16 protein-coding genes are annotated in these 19,694 nt (G+C 60.5%); 13 read left to right on the forward strand and 3 right to left on the reverse strand.

Annotated features, from left to right (window positions below):
- The first annotated feature begins 105 nt into the window (after nucleotides 1–105).
- The 5 genes from ACZ1HH_RS03250 (at nucleotide 106) to ACZ1HH_RS03270 (ending at nucleotide 3,604) form a co-directional block, all read left to right on the forward strand.
- A complete protein-coding gene (locus ACZ1HH_RS03250; RefSeq protein WP_168610636.1) occupies nucleotides 106–351 on the forward strand; it encodes an accessory factor UbiK family protein in 246 nt (81 codons plus the stop codon).
- Between the two features lie 565 nt (nucleotides 352–916).
- Nucleotides 917–1,417, forward strand: a complete 501-nt coding sequence (locus ACZ1HH_RS03255) for a type III secretion system chaperone family protein (RefSeq protein ID WP_011537967.1) — start codon at nucleotides 917–919, stop codon at nucleotides 1,415–1,417.
- Nucleotides 1,418–1,477: 60 nt separating this feature from the next.
- On the forward strand, nucleotides 1,478–2,293 hold the full coding sequence (proC, locus tag ACZ1HH_RS03260; RefSeq protein WP_011537968.1) for a pyrroline-5-carboxylate reductase: 816 nt from the start codon (nucleotides 1,478–1,480) through the stop codon (nucleotides 2,291–2,293).
- The gene (locus ACZ1HH_RS03265) at nucleotides 2,286–2,636 is read left to right on the forward strand and encodes a tRNA-binding protein (protein WP_416368028.1); all 351 of its coding nucleotides are present in this window, start codon (nucleotides 2,286–2,288) and stop codon (nucleotides 2,634–2,636) included. Before proC ends, ACZ1HH_RS03265 begins: the two co-directional genes overlap by 8 nt.
- The gene (locus tag ACZ1HH_RS03270) at nucleotides 2,636–3,604 is read left to right on the forward strand and encodes a 2-hydroxyacid dehydrogenase (protein ID WP_472635856.1); all 969 of its coding nucleotides are present in this window, start codon (nucleotides 2,636–2,638) and stop codon (nucleotides 3,602–3,604) included. The genes ACZ1HH_RS03265 and ACZ1HH_RS03270 overlap by 1 nt, the downstream gene beginning before the upstream one ends.
- 107 nt (nucleotides 3,605–3,711) lie before the next feature.
- Here ACZ1HH_RS03270 and ACZ1HH_RS03275 read toward each other — a convergent pair whose 3' ends face one another.
- Nucleotides 3,712–4,314: a thymidine kinase gene (locus ACZ1HH_RS03275; RefSeq protein ID WP_472635857.1), complete on the reverse strand. Its 603-nt coding sequence runs from the start codon at nucleotides 4,312–4,314 to the stop codon at nucleotides 3,712–3,714.
- A 515-nt stretch (nucleotides 4,315–4,829) separates the two neighbouring features.
- On the opposite strand from ACZ1HH_RS03275, the gene ACZ1HH_RS03280 reads away from it, so the two are divergent.
- Nucleotides 4,830–5,291, forward strand: a complete 462-nt coding sequence (locus ACZ1HH_RS03280; protein WP_011537972.1) for a hypothetical protein — start codon at nucleotides 4,830–4,832, stop codon at nucleotides 5,289–5,291.
- Between the two features lie 113 nt (nucleotides 5,292–5,404).
- Here ACZ1HH_RS03280 and ACZ1HH_RS03285 read toward each other — a convergent pair whose 3' ends face one another.
- Nucleotides 5,405–6,529 carry a beta-ketoacyl-ACP synthase III gene (locus ACZ1HH_RS03285; RefSeq protein ID WP_472635858.1) on the reverse strand — a complete coding sequence of 375 codons (1,125 nt, stop codon included), beginning with the start codon at nucleotides 6,527–6,529 and terminating at the stop codon, nucleotides 5,405–5,407.
- A 216-nt stretch (nucleotides 6,530–6,745) separates the two neighbouring features.
- Between ACZ1HH_RS03285 and ACZ1HH_RS03290 the strand changes: the two genes are divergently transcribed.
- Genes ACZ1HH_RS03290 through ACZ1HH_RS03300 form a run of 3 tightly spaced genes read left to right on the forward strand, consistent with a single transcriptional unit; the run spans nucleotide 6,746 to nucleotide 11,360 of the window.
- A complete protein-coding gene (locus ACZ1HH_RS03290; protein ID WP_472635859.1) occupies nucleotides 6,746–7,228 on the forward strand; it encodes a MarR family winged helix-turn-helix transcriptional regulator in 483 nt (160 codons plus the stop codon).
- Complete coding sequence (locus ACZ1HH_RS03295) at nucleotides 7,225–8,298, forward strand: efflux RND transporter periplasmic adaptor subunit (protein WP_472635860.1); 1,074 nt, start codon at nucleotides 7,225–7,227, stop codon at nucleotides 8,296–8,298. Before ACZ1HH_RS03290 ends, ACZ1HH_RS03295 begins: the two co-directional genes overlap by 4 nt.
- Before the next feature lie 11 nt (nucleotides 8,299–8,309).
- The gene (locus ACZ1HH_RS03300; RefSeq protein ID WP_472635861.1) at nucleotides 8,310–11,360 is read left to right on the forward strand and encodes an efflux RND transporter permease subunit; all 3,051 of its coding nucleotides are present in this window, start codon (nucleotides 8,310–8,312) and stop codon (nucleotides 11,358–11,360) included.
- 574 nt (nucleotides 11,361–11,934) lie between these two features.
- On the opposite strand, the gene carB is transcribed toward ACZ1HH_RS03300, so the two are convergent.
- Nucleotides 11,935–15,297 (reverse strand): carbamoyl-phosphate synthase large subunit, encoded by a 3,363-nt coding sequence (gene carB / locus ACZ1HH_RS03305; protein ID WP_011537977.1) that lies wholly within the window; start codon nucleotides 15,295–15,297, stop codon nucleotides 11,935–11,937.
- A 211-nt stretch (nucleotides 15,298–15,508) separates the two neighbouring features.
- On the opposite strand from carB, the gene ACZ1HH_RS03310 reads away from it, so the two are divergent.
- The 4 genes from ACZ1HH_RS03310 (at nucleotide 15,509) to ACZ1HH_RS03325 (ending at nucleotide 19,635) form a co-directional block, all read left to right on the forward strand.
- Nucleotides 15,509–16,642: an aminodeoxychorismate synthase component I gene (locus ACZ1HH_RS03310; protein WP_487320376.1), complete on the forward strand. Its 1,134-nt coding sequence runs from the start codon at nucleotides 15,509–15,511 to the stop codon at nucleotides 16,640–16,642.
- Nucleotides 16,597–17,244: an aminotransferase class IV family protein gene (locus tag ACZ1HH_RS03315; RefSeq protein ID WP_472635862.1), complete on the forward strand. Its 648-nt coding sequence runs from the start codon at nucleotides 16,597–16,599 to the stop codon at nucleotides 17,242–17,244. Before ACZ1HH_RS03310 ends, ACZ1HH_RS03315 begins: the two co-directional genes overlap by 46 nt.
- A gap of 165 nt (nucleotides 17,245–17,409) precedes the next feature.
- Nucleotides 17,410–19,194: an aspartate--tRNA ligase gene (aspS, locus tag ACZ1HH_RS03320; RefSeq protein ID WP_487320377.1), complete on the forward strand. Its 1,785-nt coding sequence runs from the start codon at nucleotides 17,410–17,412 to the stop codon at nucleotides 19,192–19,194.
- A 300-nt stretch (nucleotides 19,195–19,494) separates the two neighbouring features.
- On the forward strand, nucleotides 19,495–19,635 hold the full coding sequence (locus ACZ1HH_RS03325; protein ID WP_472635864.1) for a hypothetical protein: 141 nt from the start codon (nucleotides 19,495–19,497) through the stop codon (nucleotides 19,633–19,635).
- Nucleotides 19,636–19,694 lie beyond the last annotated feature (59 nt).

Consider the following 19,694-nt stretch of genomic DNA (forward strand, 5'->3'; position numbering starts at 1 on the left):
TGTGCCTCTTTGGGGCAAGTCCTGTCAACGGCTTGCCGTTTGCGCCTCAAGTGCCCATATAGGGGGTAAGCCTCGCAGAGGTAAGACATGAACCGGGAGATGGCCATGCAGACCCGCAACAAGATTATGGACGACATTTCGCAACTGATGACCAACGCCATGGGCGTGGCGCAGGGGGCGAAAGACGAAGCCGAAACCGCGATGAAAAGCATGATTGATCGCTGGCTCGCAGATCGCGATTTCGTGACCCGCGAAGAGTTCGACGCCGTACGCGCCATGGCACAGAAAGCGCGCGAGGAAAACGAAGCGCTGAAGGCGCGTCTGGACGCGATCGAAGCCAAGGCCGACTAAAAGGAAGCGCGCCGCGCATCGGTCGCCCTGTGGTCGCCACAGGTGTTGCCTTACGCGGTGAATGGTCCGAGATCTTGGAATATGGGAAAAGGGATGCACATCGGCATCCCTTTTTCAGTTTGAGTGGTGCCCCGAGCCAAATGCACGGGCTCCCGCCGCCGGTTTCCGTGCGCGCGGTGCGCATCCCCGCGATGACCTGTGCGTCGCCTCAGCGCGGTGCTCTGCGGCAAGGGATTCGAAAGGTTAACGCGTTTTGGGCAAACAAGTGGGCCGATACATCGGTTGAACACGGGGGTGAGGCCCGCCGCTTCCGGTCCCGAACCACCCAGGGCGATGGTTCAGGTAACGCTCCTGAGAGAGTGTACCGCAACATCGATATTTTGCACGTTTTTTCCAACCATCCACAACTTATTGCAGTTGTCCCCAAATAAAGGGTTGCCAGATCTGGGCTGCGCGCTCACCATATCTAGTAGGGGCAAGGAAAAAACTCCCTGCCCTTAGATCAGACAGCTAGCGATAGGGGCGCCTGGCGAGCCTATAAGCTAGAGACCAGAGAGGTGGCATCATGGCACTTTCCGAGCACGAGCTACAGGACGACCTTCACCCCATCGATATTGTCGAAAACCTCGCCTCCCATCACGACTGGGATTTTGACCGCATTGCGGATGATCAGATCGCCATGGCGGTCGAAGGGCAGTGGCGCACCTATTCGCTGACCCTTGCATGGTCCGATTACGATGAAACCCTGCGTCTGGTTTGCAGTTTCGAGATGGAGCCACCAGAGGCCAAGATCCCTCAGCTTTATGAGTTGATCAATCATATGAACGACCAGTGCTGGGCTGGTGCATTCAGCTATTGGCCCGAGCATAAGCTCATGCTGTATCGCTATGGGCTGGTGCTTTCGGGAGGTCAGATGGCCACGCCGGAGCAGGTCGATGCCATCGTGCAAGCGGCCGTAAGCAACTCGGAGCGCTATTATCCGGCCATTCAATTGATGGTCTGGGGCGAGCGACCCGCCAAAGAGGCGATGCAGGTCGCCATTGCAGAGGCCTACGGCCGGGCGTAAGTCTTGTCCCCATCAGCCGCGCAAAAAGCGGCAATGTTCAAACGATAGATGGGGGTAAGCATGGATATGAATGAGATCGCAGCGCGAGGGTTGGTGCTTTTGGGCTGCGGCAAAATGGGATCCGCGATGCTCAAGGGCTGGCTCGAAGGGGGGCTGCCGCGTGAAGCTGTCTATGTAATGGACCCCAACCCCTCCGACTGGCTCAAGGGAACCGGCGTGCATATCAACGCCACGGTGCCTGAGCAGCCCGCAATCGTTCTGGTTGCGGTCAAGCCGCAGGTGATGGGCGCGGCGCTTCCTTCTGCCAAATCCTATGGGGGCGGTGGGACCCTGTTCATCTCCGTTGCGGCAGGCACACCGATTTCGACGTTTGAGACGATGCTCGGTGAGAGCACCCCGATTGTACGCGCTATGCCCAACACACCCGCAGCCGTGGGGCGGGGCATTACGGCTCTCATCGGGAACGCCCATGTGGATGAGGCCAAGATGGCGCAGGCCGACGCCCTGTTGCAGGCTGTGGGCCAGACGGTGCGGCTGGACGACGAAGGTCAGATGGATGCAGTCACCGGGGTGAGCGGATCCGGCCCTGCCTATGTCTTCCACCTCATTGAGACGCTGGCCGCTGCGGGTGTGGCGCAGGGTCTGCCCGAGCCGCTGGCGATGCAACTGGCCAAGGCCACGGTTGCCGGAGCCGGGGCTCTGGCCGAGGCGGCAGAAGAGGATCCCAGCGCGCTTCGGGTCAATGTGACCAGCCCGAATGGGACAACGCAGGCCGCGCTTGAGGTCCTGATGGATGAGGAGACAGGCTTCCCGCCGCTCCTGCAGCGCGCGGTTGCGGCTGCGGCCAAGCGTTCGGAGGAACTGTCCCGTGGCTGACATTTCCTTTGATGACTTCCTGAAGGTCGACGTGCGCGTGGGGACTGTGGTGCGGGCCGAGCCCTATCCTGAAGCACGCCGCCCTGCGATCAAGATGTGGATCGATTTTGGCGATGAGATCGGGGAGCGCAAGTCCTCTGCGCAGGTGACGGCGCATTACGCGCCAGAATCCTTGATCGGCAAGCAGGTGATGGCGGTGGTGAACTTCCCGCCTCGCCAGATCGGAAAATTCATGTCAGAAGTGCTTGTGCTCGGCTTGCCGGATGAGAATGGCGAGATTGTCCTGATTGGCCCCGATGGCGATGTGCCCGCGCAGGTACCGCGCGGGGGGCGGATGCACTGATGGCGGCTTCAGAACGTCGGCGGCTGTTGATCACGCGCCCCATGACCGCAGCGGTTGAGGCGCGCGCGAGCGCAGAATTCGACGTGGAGATCCGTCAAGAGACCACGCCTCTGAGCCCAGAGGAAATGAGACAGAGCCTCGGGGCGTTTGATCTTGTGATGCCCACGCTCGGAGATGCCTATTCGGCGGATGTCTTTGCAGCGGTGCCACAGCCTCGGTGCCGTCTGCTCGCTAATTTTGGGGTTGGCTTCAACCATATTGATGCTGAAGCGGCGCGGGCGGCCGGGGTGGAGGTCACCAATACCCCCGGTGCCGTTACGGATGCCACGGCCGACATTGCATTGACGCTGATGCTGATGACCGCGCGACGGGCTGGCGAGGGCGAGCGGCTGGTGCGCTCGGGGCAGTGGCAGGGCTGGCACCCGACACAGATGCTCGGGCTGCATCTGTCGGGCAAGCGGCTTGGTGTGGTTGGGCTCGGACGGATTGGCGATGCCATCGCGCGACGCGCACATTTCGGCTTTGGCATGGAGATTTCCTATCTCGCGCGCAGCGACAAAGAAACTGCCTATCCTGCCACGCGGGCCTCGAACCTGATCGAGCTCGCCGCGTCGGTCGATATGCTTGTTGTGGCGGTGCCCGGAGGTGCGGAAACCCGACATCTGATCAATGCGGACGTGCTGGCAGCGCTGCCGTCTCATGCGCATCTGGTCAATATCGCGCGCGGCGAGGTGGTCGATGAGGCCGCTTTGATTGCCGCTTTGCAAGCGGGTCAGATCGCGGGCGCAGGGCTTGATGTCTATGAGTTTGAGCCAAAGGTGCCAGCGGAGCTCAGAGCTATGGAGCAGGTGACGCTGCTGCCGCATTTGGGCACGGCCACCGAAGAGGTTCGCAGCGCCATGGGGCATATGGCGCTGGACAACTGCGTGGCATTTCTGACCGGGGCGCCTTTGCCAAACCCTGTGTGATGGATGAACCAGGCGCGAGGGAGATCTCGTGAAGGCAGGGGCACTGCCCCTCTGGGCCCACAAGGGGCCCATTCACCCCGGGATATTTGCGGTTAGAAGAAGATGCTCTATCCCAGTGTTTTAGCGGTGGGGAGATCCCCCATCGCGGCGCGCCAGTGGCGGCGGCACAAGGAGATATAAGATTCGTTGCCGCCAATCTGTACCTGGTCCCCTTCGGTCAGGACCTGGCCTGTCGCGTCCTGACGCACCACCATGGTTGCTTTTTTGCCGCAATGGCAGATGGTGCGCACTTCGCGCATCTCGTCGGCAAGGGCCAGCAGGCTTGCAGAGCCGGGAAACAGATTGCCCTGAAAATCCACACGAAGCCCGAAGGCCAGCACCGGCACACCCAGATCATCGACGACGCGGGCCAGCTGCCAGACCTGCTCGTGCGTCAGAAACTGCGCCTCATCCACAAAGATCGCCGCCACAGGCCCATCCTCGAGGCGGGTTTCGATTTTGCCAAAGAGGTCATCTTCGGGCGCAAACATATCTGCCTCTGCGCTGATGCCAATGCGTGAGGCAATCCGACCCGTTCCGGCGCGGTCGTCGATGCGCGCGGTCAGCAGGTAGGTCTGCATGTTGTTCTCGCGATAGTTATGAGACGCTTGCAGCAGGACCGTGGACTTGCCGGCGTTCATGGTCGAGTAGTTGAAATAGAGCTTGGCCATGCGCTGCGGTCTATCCCGTTTGCTGGCTCTAGAAAAGACGAAAGCGCGGTGGGCGAAGTTGGGTCAGCCAGACCTTGGACGGGGCAGGCCTTGGGGGGCACTTGGGCTGCCTTGCAGGACATGATGCAACGGGGCTGGCTATGCCGAGTGGCTCTGGAATATCGGGCGCACCAGTGTTGAGCCAATGCCAGCTCCTGGGCCAGTGTTGGGATGTCCCCCGCCGCACAGAGTGCCGTCCAGAACGCCTAGCGTTCGTCTTTGAACGGTTCTGCCCTTTGGGGGACATCAATCGGGCAGACCAATTGCCCAGAATAGAACCGGATACTCACTCACTGGGACCGGCTCCACAGGCCCTGCGTGACCAATACTCTTACTGTTTCACTCTTTGAAACCAAGGGTCACACCGGGTCTGGCAAAGGTATTGCACTTCGGGTAAGTAAACTTAATGGGAATTTAATCGTGAGGTTCCCCGAGGCGCAGGCTGCAGGGGGCATCCACTTGGGTAAAAGAGCATTATGGCGGATATCGGGACGTATCTGAAAAAGCACACCGAAGCACTTGTGAAGGATGTTGGGATCGAGGCCGCCTGCCAGATCACCGGGAAATCAAAGGCCACATTGGGGCGCTATTACTCTGAGAATGCGGAACATGCGGACCGGTTTATCCCGGTCGATGCGGTTGCAAAGCTCGAGGGGGCGGCGTCCTTTCCGCATGTGACCTCTGCGCTGGCCGATCTGAAGAACATTACCTTGTCCTATTCCTCCGGCACCGAGGCTTCGGTGTCGCGCCCGGGGGGCGTGAACACAGATGTGATCGCCTTGAGCCGCCGTTTTGCCCAGCTCATGAGTGAGTATCAGGACGCGATTGCCGATGGCATCATCACAGTCAACGAGGCCAAGCGACTGCTGAAAGAGACGGTGTTGTTGCAGCAGGTGCTCCTCGACATGAAGCTGCATCTCGAAGAAGAGAGCGGCTGAGGCTGTCGTCTTTGCCCTTTTGCAGGGGCCATGTGTATCGAGGATCTTGAGCCGCGCGCCCCATTCGGGCGCGCGTTTTGGTTTGGCCAGAAGGGCCCGGAGGATGGATCGCCTCAGCCGTGGCGCCGCACGAGCACTGAGCCCACCGAGTAGCCCGCCCCAAAAGAGCAGATCAGGCCCGTGTCGCCCGCCTCGAGATCGTCCGAGAATTTTGAAAACGCAATGATCGAGCCGGCCGAAGAGGTGTTGGCATAGTCTTGCAGGATATTGGGCTGTTCTCCGGCCTCTGGCGTGCGACCCAGAACCTTTTTACCGATGAAATCATTCATCGTCTTGTTGGCCTGATGCAGCCAGAGCCGTTTAAGGTCGGCAGCGCCGACACCTTCAGCGGTCATATGATCGGTGATGTGCTGGCTGACCATTGGCAGCACTTCCTTGAACACCTTGCGACCGTTTTGCATGAACTGCATGTCACGACGGTCCGCAACGCCATCGGGGCGCGAGCGGCGCAGGTAGCCGTTGTTGTTGCGGATGTTGTTGGAGAACTCTGTGGCGCAACGGGTGGATAGGATCTCGAAATGGGCGCTTGTGGCGTCTTCGCTGCGCTCGATCAAGGTGGCGGTCGCAACATCCCCAAAAATGAAGTGGCAATCTCGGTCGCGCCACTCTAGGTGGCCGGAACAGATTTCGGGATTGACCACAAGAGCTGCACGAATGGAACCCGAGCGGATCATGTCGGCGGCGGTCTGAATGCCAAAGGTGGCCGAGGAACAGGCAACGTTCATGTCAAAGGCAAAGCCCTGGATGCCAAGGAGCTTCTGGATCTCGATGGCCACCGCAGGATAGGCGCGCTCCATATTGGAGGCGGCACAGATTACCAGATCCACATCCTCGGCTGATCTTCCTGCCTGCGCGAGAGCCTGTCTGGCGGCATCCACCGCCATTTCGGCCATGATCCCGGGTTCGTCATCGCTGCGCTGGCGCAGGAGCGGGTGCATCACCTCCGGGTCGAGTACGCCGGATTTGTCCATGACAAAACGGCTCTCAATGCCTGAGGCCTTGAGGATGAACTCTTCGGATGAGTATTGCAGCGGCTCGCGCGCGCCCGAGGCGATCTCGTCGGCGTGTTTCTCATTCTGCAGGTCGACATAGGCGTTAAAGGCCTTGACCAGTTCTGCATTGGTGATGCGTTCGGACGGGGTGTACACCCCGGTGCCGGTAATTGCTGCTGTGTACATTGTAACGTCCCGGGTCGCAGGCCCATCCCTAGGGCCCTGTCTCAAGGTGGCGCATATAGGGCCCGTTTACCTCGCGAAGGTCAAGGGCAGGCGCAAGATCCCGGCTGCATGCCCTCGGGGCAGCGTCGTACTTTTTCGCCTCGGGCCGCGGGAAAAACGGGGGCGTGTCTTTAAATACTTCATCAGGTGAACTAGTTTGGGGCGAGGAGTCGGGACATGACAGTCGACCATTCAGACATCTGGAAGCTTTACACGCCAGAAGTGCAGGCCATGATGGGGGTTTTTGCGCTTCACTGGCAGTTGGAGCAACGTCTGAACGATGTCTGTCACGAGGGGCAATTGGGCCGGTCGGAGCATCAATTGTTGCTTGTTCTTGCGCAACCCCGTCGCATGGGGGAGCTTGCGCGGCTGACGCACAAGACGCCGTCTGCGATGACGGCTGCTGCGGCTGTCCTGGAACAGTCCAATCTGATCCGCCGGGTAAGGGACCCCGGGGACGGAAGAGCTTGGCTACTGGAGTTGACAGAAGAGGGGCGCAGGCGTCGGGCACAATTGGTCGATGCGGCATCCGGGATATTTTACGAAACGTCGGGCCTCACGCGGGAAGAAGCAGAAATCCTCGCCCGGCTCGCACAAAAAATTCACAATAAGGCCGTTCAGTCGGGCGCTGTGGCACCCTGTGAAGGAGATCAAACATGAAAATGACGTCAATCCGGGCGGTGATGCTTGGGGCGATTTTGGCGACCCCGATGGCGGCTGGCGTAGCCGCACAGGCGCAAGACGCAATGCCGGAACAGGTGCTTTTGAAACCTGTGAAGCTGATGACCGCCGATGGTGGCTCGGCGCCGCTGGAACGGAGCTTTTTTGGCCAGGTAGCGGCCAAGGAAACCGTCGATCTGGCCTTTCAGGTGGGCGGGCAAGTGTTGAAGCTTCCGATTACCGAAGGCGACGAGATCCCCAAGGGCGGGCTGATCGCGCAGCTGGATCTGGAGACGTTTCAGCTTCAACTCGAGCAAGCGGTGCTGAATAAACAGCAAGCGGATCGCACCAAGGAACGCAACGCGCGCCTCGCGGGCACCGTGAGCCAGGTGGCGATTGAAGATGCCGAAACCGCCGCCGGACTGGCAGAGGTGGCCTTGCGTACGGCCCAGACGAACCTCGATCATGCAACGCTCTATGCACCGTTTGATGCCCTGGTGGCGCGGCGCGAGGTGGCGCAGTTTTCCACGGTGGCTGCAGGTACGCCAATTGCGCGCCTGCATGATATGTCCGAATTGCACGTCGAAATCGACGTGCCAGAGCTTCTGTTCCAGAAGGCCAACGAGAGCGATACGTTCGAAATCGTGGCCTCTTTCCCCGGGAGCAGCAAAGAATACCCGCTTCAGATCGTCGAATATGTCGCCGAAGCCTCTGCCGTGGGGCAGACCTACCGCGTGACCCTTTCGATGGAGCCGCCGGAAGATCGTCACATCCTGCCGGGGGCCTCGACCACCGTGAGCGTGCGCGTCTCGACCGGCCTGCATCGTATCGCACTTCCGGTGACCGCCATCGTGACCACGCCAGAAGGCAAGACCGGTGTGATGGTCTTTACCCCCACGGGCGCGGACGCGGGCTCGGTGACATGGACCGAAGTAGAGATCGCGCCCAATCAGTTCGGCACGTTTGATGTGCTCTCCGGTGTGGAGGACGGCGACGAAGTCGTTCTCACCGGGGGCGCCGCGCTCAAGGACGGGCAGGCGGTGCGCCGCTTTGTCGGTTTCAGCAATTGAGGCTCTGAAACATGGACATTGCACGCGGATCAATTCAACGGCCGCTTTATACGTGGCTGATCATGCTGTTTGCCCTCTTTGGGGGCATCTGGGGCTTTCTCTCGCTGGGCCGATTGGAAGACCCTGCCTTCACCATCAAACAGGCGGTGATCCAGACGACTTATGCCGGCGCCAGCGCCGAGCAGGTGGCGCTGGAGGTGTCCGAACCTCTGGAATCCGCCATCCAGAAGATGGAGGAAGTCAAGGAAATCACCTCCATGAACCGCCCCGGCGTGTCGATCATCGAAGTGGAGATGCGCGACACCTATGACGGCTCGGAGTTGCCACAGATCTGGACCAAACTGCGCGCAAAGGTGCGTGATGCGGCCCGTGGCCTGCCGGATGGCGTCAGCGAGCCGCTGGTGAACGACAGCTTTGGGGACGTGTTTGGTATCTTCTATGCGGTGACGGCTGAAGGGTTTTCCGACCGCGAGAAATACGAGCTATCGACCTTCCTGCGCCGCGAGTTGTTGACCGTGGACGGTGTGGCGGATGTCGATATCTCGGGGCTGCGCAAAGAGACAATCTATGTCGAACCAGACATGCCGATTGCCACCAACCTCGGGGTTTCGGTCAATGCGATCGCCAATGCCGTTGCCACTTCGAACTCGGTGACACCGGCAGGAGAGATCAAGGCCGGACCGATGAACACCATTCTGCAAACTCCCGAAGGCTCGGATTCCGTTTCGGAGATCGCGGGTCTGACGGTGGGCGTCGGGGGTGAGACCATCAACATTATCGACATCGCAAATGTCTGGCGCGGACGAGAGATCGACCCGTCGCTGATGATCCGCTTTGACGGGGTTGAGGCCTTTACCCTTGGGGTGTCCGGGATCGCCAATGAAAACATCGTGGATGTTGGTCATCGCGTGGACGCCAAGCTGGCGGAGCTGGACAGCGACATTCCCTTTGGCGTGGAACTGCATCCGATCTATCAGCAGCATATCGTTGTGGAGCAGGCGTCCAATGATTTCCTCGTGAACCTTGCCATGTCGGTGGCCATTGTGATCGTGGTGCTGGCGCTCTTCATGGGGTGGCGCGCGGCCATTGTGGTCGGGACAACCCTGCTGCTGACGGTGGTGGGGACGCTCTTCTTCATGGCGCTGTTTTCAATCGAGATGGAACGCATCTCGCTTGGGGCGTTGATCATCGCCATGGGCATGCTCGTCGATAACGCCATCGTGGTGGCGGAGGGGATGCAAATCTCCATGCAAAAAGGCAGATCCTCGCGTGAAGCCGCGCATGAGGCGGCCTCAAAGACCCAAATCCCTCTGTTGGGCGCGACGGTGATTGGCATCATGGCCTTTGCCGGGATCGGGCTCAGCCCGGACGCCACGGGCGAGTTCATGTTCTCGCTCTTTGCCGTGATCGGGATCTCGCTTCTGCTGAGCTGGATTCTAGCGCTCACGGTCACGCCGCTTTTGGGGCATTACTTCTTTAAACGCGGTTCGGGAGACGATCAGGACAGCTACAACGGGCTGTTGTTTCGCAGTTACGGCGCTCTGCTGCGCGGCGCACTCAAGGCGCGCTGGCTTGTGGTGGTCGGCCTCATTGGCGTGACGGTGATGTGTTTCATGGGGTTTGGCCTCATCAAGCAGCAGTTCTTTCCGAACTCCAACACGCCGCTGTTCTATGTGCACTACAAGTTGCCACAGGGCACCGCGATCGAAGCAACCTCTGCGCATATGGCTGAAATGGAATCCTGGCTGGCTGCGCGCGATGAGGTGGTATCGACCGCAACCTTCGTGGGGCAGGGGGCGACCCGCTTCTTGTTGACCTATGCCGGTCAGAAGGCCAACCCAAGCTACGGGCATCTGATCATCCGCACGGAAAATCTCGAACAGATCCCGGGCTTGCAGGCGGATCTCGAGGCCTGGGGCAAGGCGCATTTTCCCGAAGGTGAGTTCCGCACAGAGCGGCTGGTCTTTGGCCCCGGCGGCGGCGCCCCGATTGAGGTACGTTTCTCCGGTCCGGACCCGGCTGTGCTGCGCCGCCTTGCCAATGAGGCCAAGGAACTGCTGGAGACAGAGAGCGATCTGACGCGCGATGTGCGTCACAATTGGCGCGAGCAGGAGTTGGTGCTCAAACCCGTCTACGCCACGGACCGGGCGCAAACGGCTGGGGTGACGCGAGAGGCGATCTCGAGCGCGCTGCAGTTCTCGACCAACGGGGTGACAGCGGGGGTGTTCCGTGAACGCGAACGCCTGATCCCGATTGTCATGCGCCAACCACAGGAAGCCCCCTATAACGTGATGAACCAGGTGGTGTTCTCGGAGACCTCTGGTAGCTGGATCCCGCTGGAACAGATGATCGATGGCATCTCCTACGAGGTTCAGAACACGCTCGTGCATCGGCGCGACCGCGTCTACACTATCACCGTGGGGGCGGATGTATTGCCGGATGTGACGGCTGCCACCGCCTTTGGCGAGGTGCAGGCCGCGATCGAGGCCATCGAGGTGCCGGTCGGCTACAAGATGGAGTGGGGCGGGGAGCATGAGAACTCCTCGGAGGCCAATGCAAGTCTCGGCAAGCAATTGCCGCTCTCGCTGCTGATCATGGTGCTGATCTCCGTTCTGCTCTTCAATGCGATCCGTCAGCCGATCATTATCTGGCTGCTGGTCCCGATGAGCGTGAACGGGGTTGTGATCGGTCTCTTGGGCACGGGGCTTCCCTTTACGTTCACAGCACTTCTTGGTCTGCTGAGCCTGTCCGGCATGCTGATCAAAAACGGGATCGTTCTGGTGGAAGAAATCGACATTGTCCGGCGCGAAGAGGGGCTGCCGCTGCGCGAAAGCATCGTGAAGGCCTCTGTGTCGCGTTTGCGTCCCGTAATGCTTGCGGCGATTACGACCATCCTCGGTATGGCCCCTTTGATGAGCGATGCCTTCTTCGTGTCGATGGCGGTGACGATCATGGGCGGTCTGGCCTTTGCAACAGTGCTGACGCTTGTTGCGGCGCCGGTGTTCTACCTGATCTTTTTCAAAGGGGTGGAACGGCAGGAGCAGATGGCAGCCGCCGCCTAGGCTGCGGCCTCACGGCGTGCGAGAGTGCCTGAGACCATTGCAGGCGCTCTTCAACCAGCCCGAGCCAGTCTGACGCAATGTGAGCGTTGGCGTCATGTTATGGCGAGACACAAAAAATAAGAAAAGCCCCGGGGATCTGTCCCTCGGGGCTTTTCCGTTTGGGGGGAGATCAAAGATTGGCCATCTGTGAGGGGTGAGAGAGCGATTGATGGCCGGGAGGGAACATGATCTTCCGCTGCCCTTCTGGGCTGCTCTGTGTATGGAGACTGTGCCTTTGAGGGTGAGTCGCTGCAATGCTATCTGCGTGAGCGCAGCGCAAATATCAGATCCAATTGTTTGTATATGTCCTCGCCATCCCGCAGCGCGTTCAGAGCACTGGTGGTGCGTTTCACCTGTTCTGTCGGGAAGGGACCTGCGCCGCAGCCGCCCGGCCGGATTGCCAATGGCGATCCGGTCTCTCTTGAGAGAGGTAAAGGCACAAAAAAACGCCCCCGAAACCGGAGGCGTTTTGAGGTCTGCTGCTTGCACGGTACTGTGAGACGATCAGCGGAGTTCGCGTCTTCGTACTTCGCAGTTAGCCTTGCAGGCTTTTCACTTCGACTTCCCCTTCGGCCTGCGCCTGAATGGCGCGCGCGGCGGCATGGGCCCCGGCTGCAGTGGTGAAATAGGGGATCTTGTCATAGAGCGCGACAGAGCGCATCGGCTTGGAATCCTCGACCGCCTGGTTGCCTTCGGTGGTGTTGAGCACCAGCTGGATCTCGCCATCCTTGAGCATGTCCACCACATGCGGACGTCCTTCATAGACCTTGTTCACCACAGCGCACTCTACACCGTGCCCCGCAAGCCAGCCCTGCGTGCCGCGGGTGGCCACTAGATCAAAGCCCTGGGCGATCAGGATGCGCGCCGTATCAAGCATGACCTCGGTCTTGTCCTCATCCTTGATCGAAATGAACGCGCGTCCTTTGCTGGGCAGCACCATGCCAGCGCCCATCTGCGCCTTGAGGAAGGCGCGCGCAAAGCTGCGATCCCAGCCCATGACCTCGCCAGTGGAGCGCATTTCTGGCCCCAGAATGGTGTCGACGCCGGGGAAACGGGCAAAGGGCAGCACCGCTTCTTTGACGGAGAACCACGGCATGTCCGGATCAGCAAGCGTCATCGGATCAGCCATGGGTGTGTTCACGTCATAGCCTGCGTCGGGCTCGTAGGGTGCGCGCTGCGGGAAGTTCGACAGCGGCTCTCCGGCCATGACGCGCGCGGCGATGGAGGCGATGGCGCTGTCAGTGGCCTTGGCGACAAACGGCACCGTGCGCGAGGCGCGCGGGTTTACCTCAATCAGGTAGATCTCATTGTCCTTGATCGCAAATTGCACGTTCATCAGACCAACAACATTCAGCGCCTTCGCAAGCGCAAAGCTCTGCTCCTTGATACGCTCGATCACCTCTTTGTCGAGCGAGTAAGGCGGCAGCGAGCACGCCGAGTCACCAGAGTGAACGCCAGCTTCCTCGATATGCTGCATGATGCCTGCAACATGCACGTCTTTGCCGTCGCAGATCGCGTCCACGTCGAGCTCCACCGCGCCAGAGAGGTAGCTGTCCAAGAGCACCGGGCTGTCGCCCGATACCACCACTGCCTCGTTGATGTAGCGTTTGAGCTGGTCCATGTCGCGCACGATTTCCATCGCGCGGCCACCCAGAACGTAGGACGGGCGGATCACCAGCGGGAAGCCGATTTCCTCTGCGATCTTAAGCGCTTGTTCGCCGGTGGAAGCGATGCCGTTCTTGGGCTGTTTCAGGCCAAGCTCATTCACAAGCGCTTGGAAACGCTCACGGTCTTCGGCAAGGTCAATCGCGTCCGGCGTGGTGCCGAGGATCGGAATGCCTTCGGCCTCTAGCGCATTGGCAAGTTTCAGCGGGGTTTGGCCACCGAACTGAACAATCACACCGTGCAGGGTGCCGTTTTCCTGTTCGACGCGCAGGATCTCCATGACGTGCTCCATGGTGAGGGGCTCGAAATAGAGGCGATCCGAGGTGTCATAGTCGGTCGAAACTGTTTCCGGGTTGCAGTTGACCATGATGGTCTCATACCCCGCATCCGTCAGCGCAAAACAGGCGTGACAGCAGCAGTAGTCGAACTCGATACCCTGACCGATCCGGTTTGGCCCGCCACCGAGGATCACAACCTTTTTGCGATCCGAGGGGCGCGCTTCGCATTCCACTTCACCCATCATCGGGCTTTCATAGGTGGAGTACATATAGGGCGTCTGCGCTTCGAACTCTGCGGCGCAGGTGTCGATGCGTTTGAACACCGCCTTGACGCCGAGGTTGTGGCGCGCGCGGCGCACGTTGTCCTCGTCACGGCCCGTCAGCAGACCCAGACGGGCGTCCGAAAAGCCGAGCATCTTGAGCGCGCGCAGCTTGTCTTCGCGCATCGGCAGGCCATTTTTGCGGATCTCGCGCTCGGCGTCGATGATCTCGCGGATCCGGGCGAGGAACCACGGGTCAAATTTGGTGACGCCCTGGATTTCATCGTCCGACAAGCCATGACGCATCGCCTGTGCGATGGTGCGCAGGCGGTCCGGGGTCTGCTGGCTGATCGCCTTGATCACTGCGGCCTTGTCGTCGGCACCAACGCTTTCCCAAAGGCCAGCTTGCACACCGGGGATCTCCACCTCGTCAAAGCCGGTGAGACCGGATTCCATCGAAGCGAGCGCCTTTTGCATCGATTCGTGGATGGTGCGGCCAATCGCCATGGCTTCGCCCACCGATTTCATCGCTGTCGTGAGGTAAGGCTCGGAACCAGGGAATTTCTCAAACGCGAATTTCGGAATTTTGGTGACGACATAGTCGATGGTCGGCTCAAACGATGCAGGCGTCACCTTGGTGATGTCGTTGTCCAACTCGTCGAGCGTGTAGCCCACAGCAAGCTTTGCCGCGATCTTTGCAATCGGGAAACCTGTCGCTTTGGAGGCCAGCGCCGAAGAGCGGCTCACGCGCGGGTTCATCTCGATCACGACCATCCGCCCGTCTGCGGGGTTCACTGCCCATTGTACGTTGGAGCCGCCGGTTTCCACGCCAATTTCGCGCAGGACCGCAATCGAGGCGGTCCGCATCATCTGATATTCCTTGTCCGTGAGCGTGAGGGCAGGGGCCACGGTGATCGAGTCCCCGGTATGAACGCCCATCGGGTCCACGTTTTCGATCGAACAGACGATGATGGCGTTGTCCGCTTTGTCGCGGACCACTTCCATCTCGTATTCTTTCCAGCCCAGCAGGCTCTCATCGACGAGGATCTGGTTCACCGGAGAGGCATCCATGCCGGAGCGGCAATAGTGGATGTAATCCTCGCGATTGTAGGCCACGCCACCACCGGTGCCACCGAGGGTAAAGGCGGGGCGGATGATTGCGGGCAGGCCGATGTCCTCGAGGGCTTCGAGTGCAAGCGCGACACCCGCCTCAAGGTCGGCGTTGCCGTTGTCTTTTTTCGGCGCTGTAACAATGGTGGCGCGCGGGTTTTCAAGACCGAGGCGATCCATGGCCTCGCGGAAGAGCTTGCGGTCTTCGGCCATCTCGATGGCTTCGCGCTTGGCGCCGATCATCTCGACGTTGAATTTTTCGAGGACGCCCATTTCCTCAAGCGCGAGCGAGGTGTTGAGGCCGGTCTGCCCGCCCATCGTCGGCAGGAGCGCGTCGGGGCGTTCTTTCTCGATGATCTTGGCGACCACTTCCGGGGTGATCGGCTCGATGTAGGTCGCATCAGCAAGACCCGGGTCGGTCATGATCGTCGCTGGGTTGGAGTTCACCAGGATCACCCGGTAGCCTTCTTCGCGCAGCGCCTTGCAGGCCTGAGCGCCAGAATAGTCGAATTCGCAGGCCTGACCGATGACGATGGGCCCGGCGCCAATGATCATGATCGACTTGATATCGGTTCTCTTCGGCATGGCGGGCGTCCTTTTGACAGAAATTTCGGCGTGGCAGTCTGAATCAGGCACGGGCTGCGCCCAAATTGTCCTGCGTTATAGGCAGCGAGACAAAAGGTGCAAGGGGGATCGGCCCTGCAATGCAAATTGCCGTTTTCGACCCTTTCGTGTGGCGTCGAAACCGCTATATGCGGGGCAAGGGAGACACTCACTGCTCACGGAGACCCTGCCGGTGGAAATCCGCTTTGACAATGGCCCATCGAAGGGCGCGGCGCTGTTTGAAGCCCCAGTTGACCTGATCCGCGCGCAAGACCCGGATGAGGTGCTGGGGGCGCTTGCGGCCTTGGACCGTGCCCGCGCCGAGGGGCATTGGGTTGCAGGCTACGCGTCTTATGAGTTGGGCTATGCGCTTGAGCCACGTTTGACGCATCTTCTGGAGGGGCGCGGGCACCGGCGTCTTCCGTTGCTGCAGTTCGGAGTGTTCCGCGCGCCGGTGGCGGCGGAAGTGCCGCTTTGGGCTGGGGATGCAGGCGTGGGAGAGGCGTGCGCGCGCTGGGACGCTGCCCGCTACACCGAGGCCTTTGATCGCGTCAAATCCTACATTGGCGCGGGCGACATATATCAGGCCAATCTGACTTTCCCCATCGACGCACAGGTCTGGGGCGGGGCGGATGCGCTTTATGCGGCCCTTGCCGCGCGTCAGCCTGTAGGTCACGGGGCGCTGGTGCGTCAGGACGGGCTGCCAACGATCCTGTCGCGCAGCCCGGAGCTCTTCTTTCGCACATCTTCTGATGGGGTGATCGAAACGCGTCCCATGAAGGGCACGCAACCGCGCAGCCTTGACCCGCGAGAGGATTCGCGACGACGGGATTTCCTGCGTTCTGACGAAAAGAACCGCGCTGAAAACCTGATGATTGTCGACCTTCTGCGCAATGACATCAGCCGCGTGTCTGAGACCGGCTCGGTCCATGTGCCAGAACTGTTTGCCGTAGAAAGCTACGCCACGGTGCACCAGATGGTGTCACTGGTGCGGGCACGCCTCAAGGCCGGCTGCGGTCTGGCGGACATCTTTGCGGCACTTTATCCCTGCGGTTCGATCACCGGCGCGCCCAAAATCCGTGCCATGGAGATCCTTGCGGAACTCGAGCCCTGGGCGCGCGACATTTATTGCGGCACCATTGGCTGGGCGGCCCCCGACGGGCGGTCGGAATTCAATGTCTCCATACGTACGATGATGCTGGAGGGCGATGCGGCCACGTTCAACGTCGGCGGTGGGCTGGTCTGGGACAGCACCTCCGCCTCCGAGTATGAGGAAGCGCTGTGGAAAGCCCGTTTTGCACAAGTGACGACCCCGATTTCCGCTTGATCGAGACCTTCGGCTTTGCGCCGGGGCAGGGTGTTGCGCGGCTTGATCTGCACTTGGCGCGTCTGACGCGCTCTGCCGAGGCCTTTGGTATTCCGTTCCGGCGTGCCGAAGCGCTGGCCATGGTTGAGGATCTCGCGGCGACCACGCCGCTGCGCTGCCGTATGACGCTGGCTGCGGATGGTTTTCTTGCGTTGACCACCGCAGAGATGCCGGCAGCGGCAAACCTCTGGCGCGTTGGGGTTGCGCAGGAGCGCCTCGCCTCGGATGAGCCTTTGCTGCGTCACAAGACGACCCGCCGAGAGATCTACGATCGCGCGCGGGCGCGCCTGCCCGCAGGGATCGACGAGGTGATATTTTTCAACGAACGCGAAGAGATCTGCGAGGGCACAATCACCAATCTTGTTCTGACAAGAGAGGACGGCACGCGGCTGACGCCACCTGTGTCCTCGGGCTGCTTACCGGGCGTCTACCGCCAGAGCCTGCTCGACGCAGGAAGCGTAAAAGAAGCCGTTTTGACAATGGCCGACCTTCAACGGGCCGCTGCACTGCATCTCACGAATGCGCTGCGCGGTGAGATCCCCGCGACACTGTCTGAGACCTGAGCGCCCATCCCGCGCCGGTCGCTGCCCGACGCGGCGCTGAAACAGGCGCATTTTGCCCACATTGCTTGACAACGGGGCGGGAACCTTGTGTACGGAGGGTTGAATTTTGCTTGGGCACGGCGCCCCCTCGCGCGCGCCCGCCGCTGACCGAAAGAGACCAGATCCATGCACGCATTTCGCAGCCATACCTGCGCTGAACTGAACAAATCCCACGTGGGCGAAACCGTTCGCCTCTCCGGCTGGGTTCACCGGGTCCGCGATCACGGCGGCCTTTTGTTCATCGACCTGCGCGACCACTATGGCGTCACGCAAGTCATGGCCGACCCCGACAGCCCGGTGTTTGCCGAGATTGAAAAGGTGCGGTCCGAATGGTGTATCCGTATCGATGGTGAAGTGAAGGCACGTGACGAAAGCCTCGTGAACGCCAAGATCCCGACCGGCGAGATTGAGGTTTTCATCCGCGACATCGAAGTTCTGGGCAAATCCGAAGAGCTGCCGCTGATGGTCTTTGGCGAGCAGGAATACCCAGAAGAAACCCGCTTGCGCTATCGCTACCTCGACCTGCGCCGCGAGAAGATGCAGCGCAACATGGTGCTGCGCTCCAACATGATCCGCTCGATCCGCAATCGGATGTGGGATAAGGGTTTCAACGAATACCAGACACCGATCATCACCGCGTCGAGCCCCGAAGGCGCGCGCGACTTCCTCGTGCCGTCCCGTCTGCACCCGGGCAAGTTCTACGCCCTGCCGCAGGCGCCGCAGCAGTTCAAACAGCTGATGATGGTGTCGGGCTTTGACAAGTATTTCCAGATCGCGCCCTGTTTCCGCGACGAGGACCCGCGGGCGGACCGCTCGCCGACCGATTTCTACCAGCTCGACATGGAAATGTCCTTTGTCACCCAGCAGGATGTGTTTGACACCATCGCGCCGGTGATCGCGGGCGTGTTCGAGGAATTCGGCCAGGGCCGCAAGGTCGATGCTCCGAATGAATGGCCGCAGATTTCCTATAAGGACGCGGCCCTCTGGTATGGCTCCGACAAGCCGGACCTGCGCAACCCGATCAAAATGCAGGTGGTGTCCGAGCATTTCCGCGGCTCTGGTTTTGCAATCTTCGCAAAGCTCCTGGAGCAGGAAGGCACCGAAATCCGCGCAATCCCCGCACCGACCGGTGGCTCGCGCAAGTTCTGTGACCGGATGAATGCCTTTGCCCAGAAAGAGGGCCTGCCGGGCATGGGCTATATCTTTTGGCGCGAGGGCGCGGACGGCATGGAAGCCGCTGGACCCTTGGCGAAAAACATCGGCCCCGAACGCACCGAGGCGATCCGCCAGCAGCTTGGTCTGGGTGTGGGCGATGCGGCCTTTTTCCTCGGGGGCAAGCCCAAGACATTCGAGGCGGTTGCAGGCCGCGCGCGCAATGTGATCGGCGAAGAACTGAACCTCACCGACAAGGACCGTTTCGCCTTTGCCTGGATCGTGGACTTCCCGATCTATGAAAAGGACGAAGAGACCGGCAAGATCGACTTTGAGCACAACCCCTTCTCCATGCCGCAGGGCGGAATGGACGCGTTGAACGGCGATCCACTCGATGTGCGCGGCAACCAGTATGATCTGGCGTGTAACGGTTACGAGCTGGTCTCGGGCGCGATCCGGAACCACAAGCCAGAGATCATGTTCAAAGCCTTCGAGATCGCAGGCTACGGCAAGGAAGAGGTCGAAAAGCGCTTTGGCGGTATGGTCAACGCGTTCCAGTATGGCGCCCCGCCGCACGGGGGCTGTGCAGCCGGTATCGATCGGATGGTGATGCTTCTGGCGGATGAGGCCAACATCCGCGAGGTCATCATGTTCCCGATGAACCAGCGCGCCGAAGACCTGATGATGGCCGCACCCTCCGAGCCGATGTCGGAGCAGCTGATGGAACTTGGCCTGCGCGTGATCCCGCAGGACGACTGAGACTGACGCATCGACGGATTATGATGGGGGCTGCTAGTTTGGCGGCCCCTTTTCTTTGGTTGGCGCGCGTTTCAGCCGGGTCCAGTGCTGCGTCTTTCACGACAGACGGCATTGCTTGGCACAGCTGTGCTGAGGGGCTGGATCGGGCGCATGCCCAACGCACGCCTATCTATATGCAGGCGCACGCAACTTGGTGCCCGGCTTGTCGCGCCTTCTGGTCGGATTTCTTTGAACGCCGCGTCGGGGCGCCCTCGCGCAGGTTGATATTTGTGTCGGGGGGATCGGGAGCTGCAACCTGAGATGCTTCAAACCTCTGCACCGGAGGGTGACGACATCCCGCGCGCAATGATCCTGTCACCCGAAGCCGAATTGCAGGAGGCGCTCAATTCCGGACGCCGTGACGACCGCATTTTTCGCCAGGGGAAGACCCGGAACCGCTGATCGGCCTGTTGGAACAGGCGATTCGCTATACAGGCTAACGCGTTTTTGGGCGTCGACGC

The sequence above is a fragment of the Epibacterium sp. HA2-3 genome (assembly GCF_055693725.2).

Bases quoted from the DNA above. Each gene is read 5' to 3' on its own strand.
- ACZ1HH_RS03250 (WP_168610636.1), top strand. From the start codon at position 106: ATGCAGACCCGCAACAAGATTATGGACGACATTTCGCAACTGATGACC.
- ACZ1HH_RS03285 (WP_472635858.1), bottom strand. From the start codon at position 6,529: ATGTACACAGCAGCAATTACCGGCACCGGGGTGTACACCCCGTCCGAA.
- ACZ1HH_RS03275 (WP_472635857.1), bottom strand. From the start codon at position 4,314: ATGGCCAAGCTCTATTTCAACTACTCGACCATGAACGCCGGCAAGTCC.
- ACZ1HH_RS03295 (WP_472635860.1), top strand. From the start codon at position 7,225: ATGAAAATGACGTCAATCCGGGCGGTGATGCTTGGGGCGATTTTGGCG.
- ACZ1HH_RS03255 (WP_011537967.1), top strand. From the start codon at position 917: ATGGCACTTTCCGAGCACGAGCTACAGGACGACCTTCACCCCATCGAT.
- ACZ1HH_RS03325 (WP_472635864.1), top strand. From the start codon at position 19,495: ATGCTTCAAACCTCTGCACCGGAGGGTGACGACATCCCGCGCGCAATG.
- aspS (WP_487320377.1), top strand. From the start codon at position 17,410: ATGCACGCATTTCGCAGCCATACCTGCGCTGAACTGAACAAATCCCAC.
- ACZ1HH_RS03300 (WP_472635861.1), top strand. From the start codon at position 8,310: ATGGACATTGCACGCGGATCAATTCAACGGCCGCTTTATACGTGGCTG.
- ACZ1HH_RS03270 (WP_472635856.1), top strand. From the start codon at position 2,636: ATGGCGGCTTCAGAACGTCGGCGGCTGTTGATCACGCGCCCCATGACC.
- ACZ1HH_RS03280 (WP_011537972.1), top strand. From the start codon at position 4,830: ATGGCGGATATCGGGACGTATCTGAAAAAGCACACCGAAGCACTTGTG.
- ACZ1HH_RS03290 (WP_472635859.1), top strand. From the start codon at position 6,746: ATGACAGTCGACCATTCAGACATCTGGAAGCTTTACACGCCAGAAGTG.
- proC (WP_011537968.1), top strand. From the start codon at position 1,478: ATGGATATGAATGAGATCGCAGCGCGAGGGTTGGTGCTTTTGGGCTGC.
- carB (WP_011537977.1), bottom strand. From the start codon at position 15,297: ATGCCGAAGAGAACCGATATCAAGTCGATCATGATCATTGGCGCCGGG.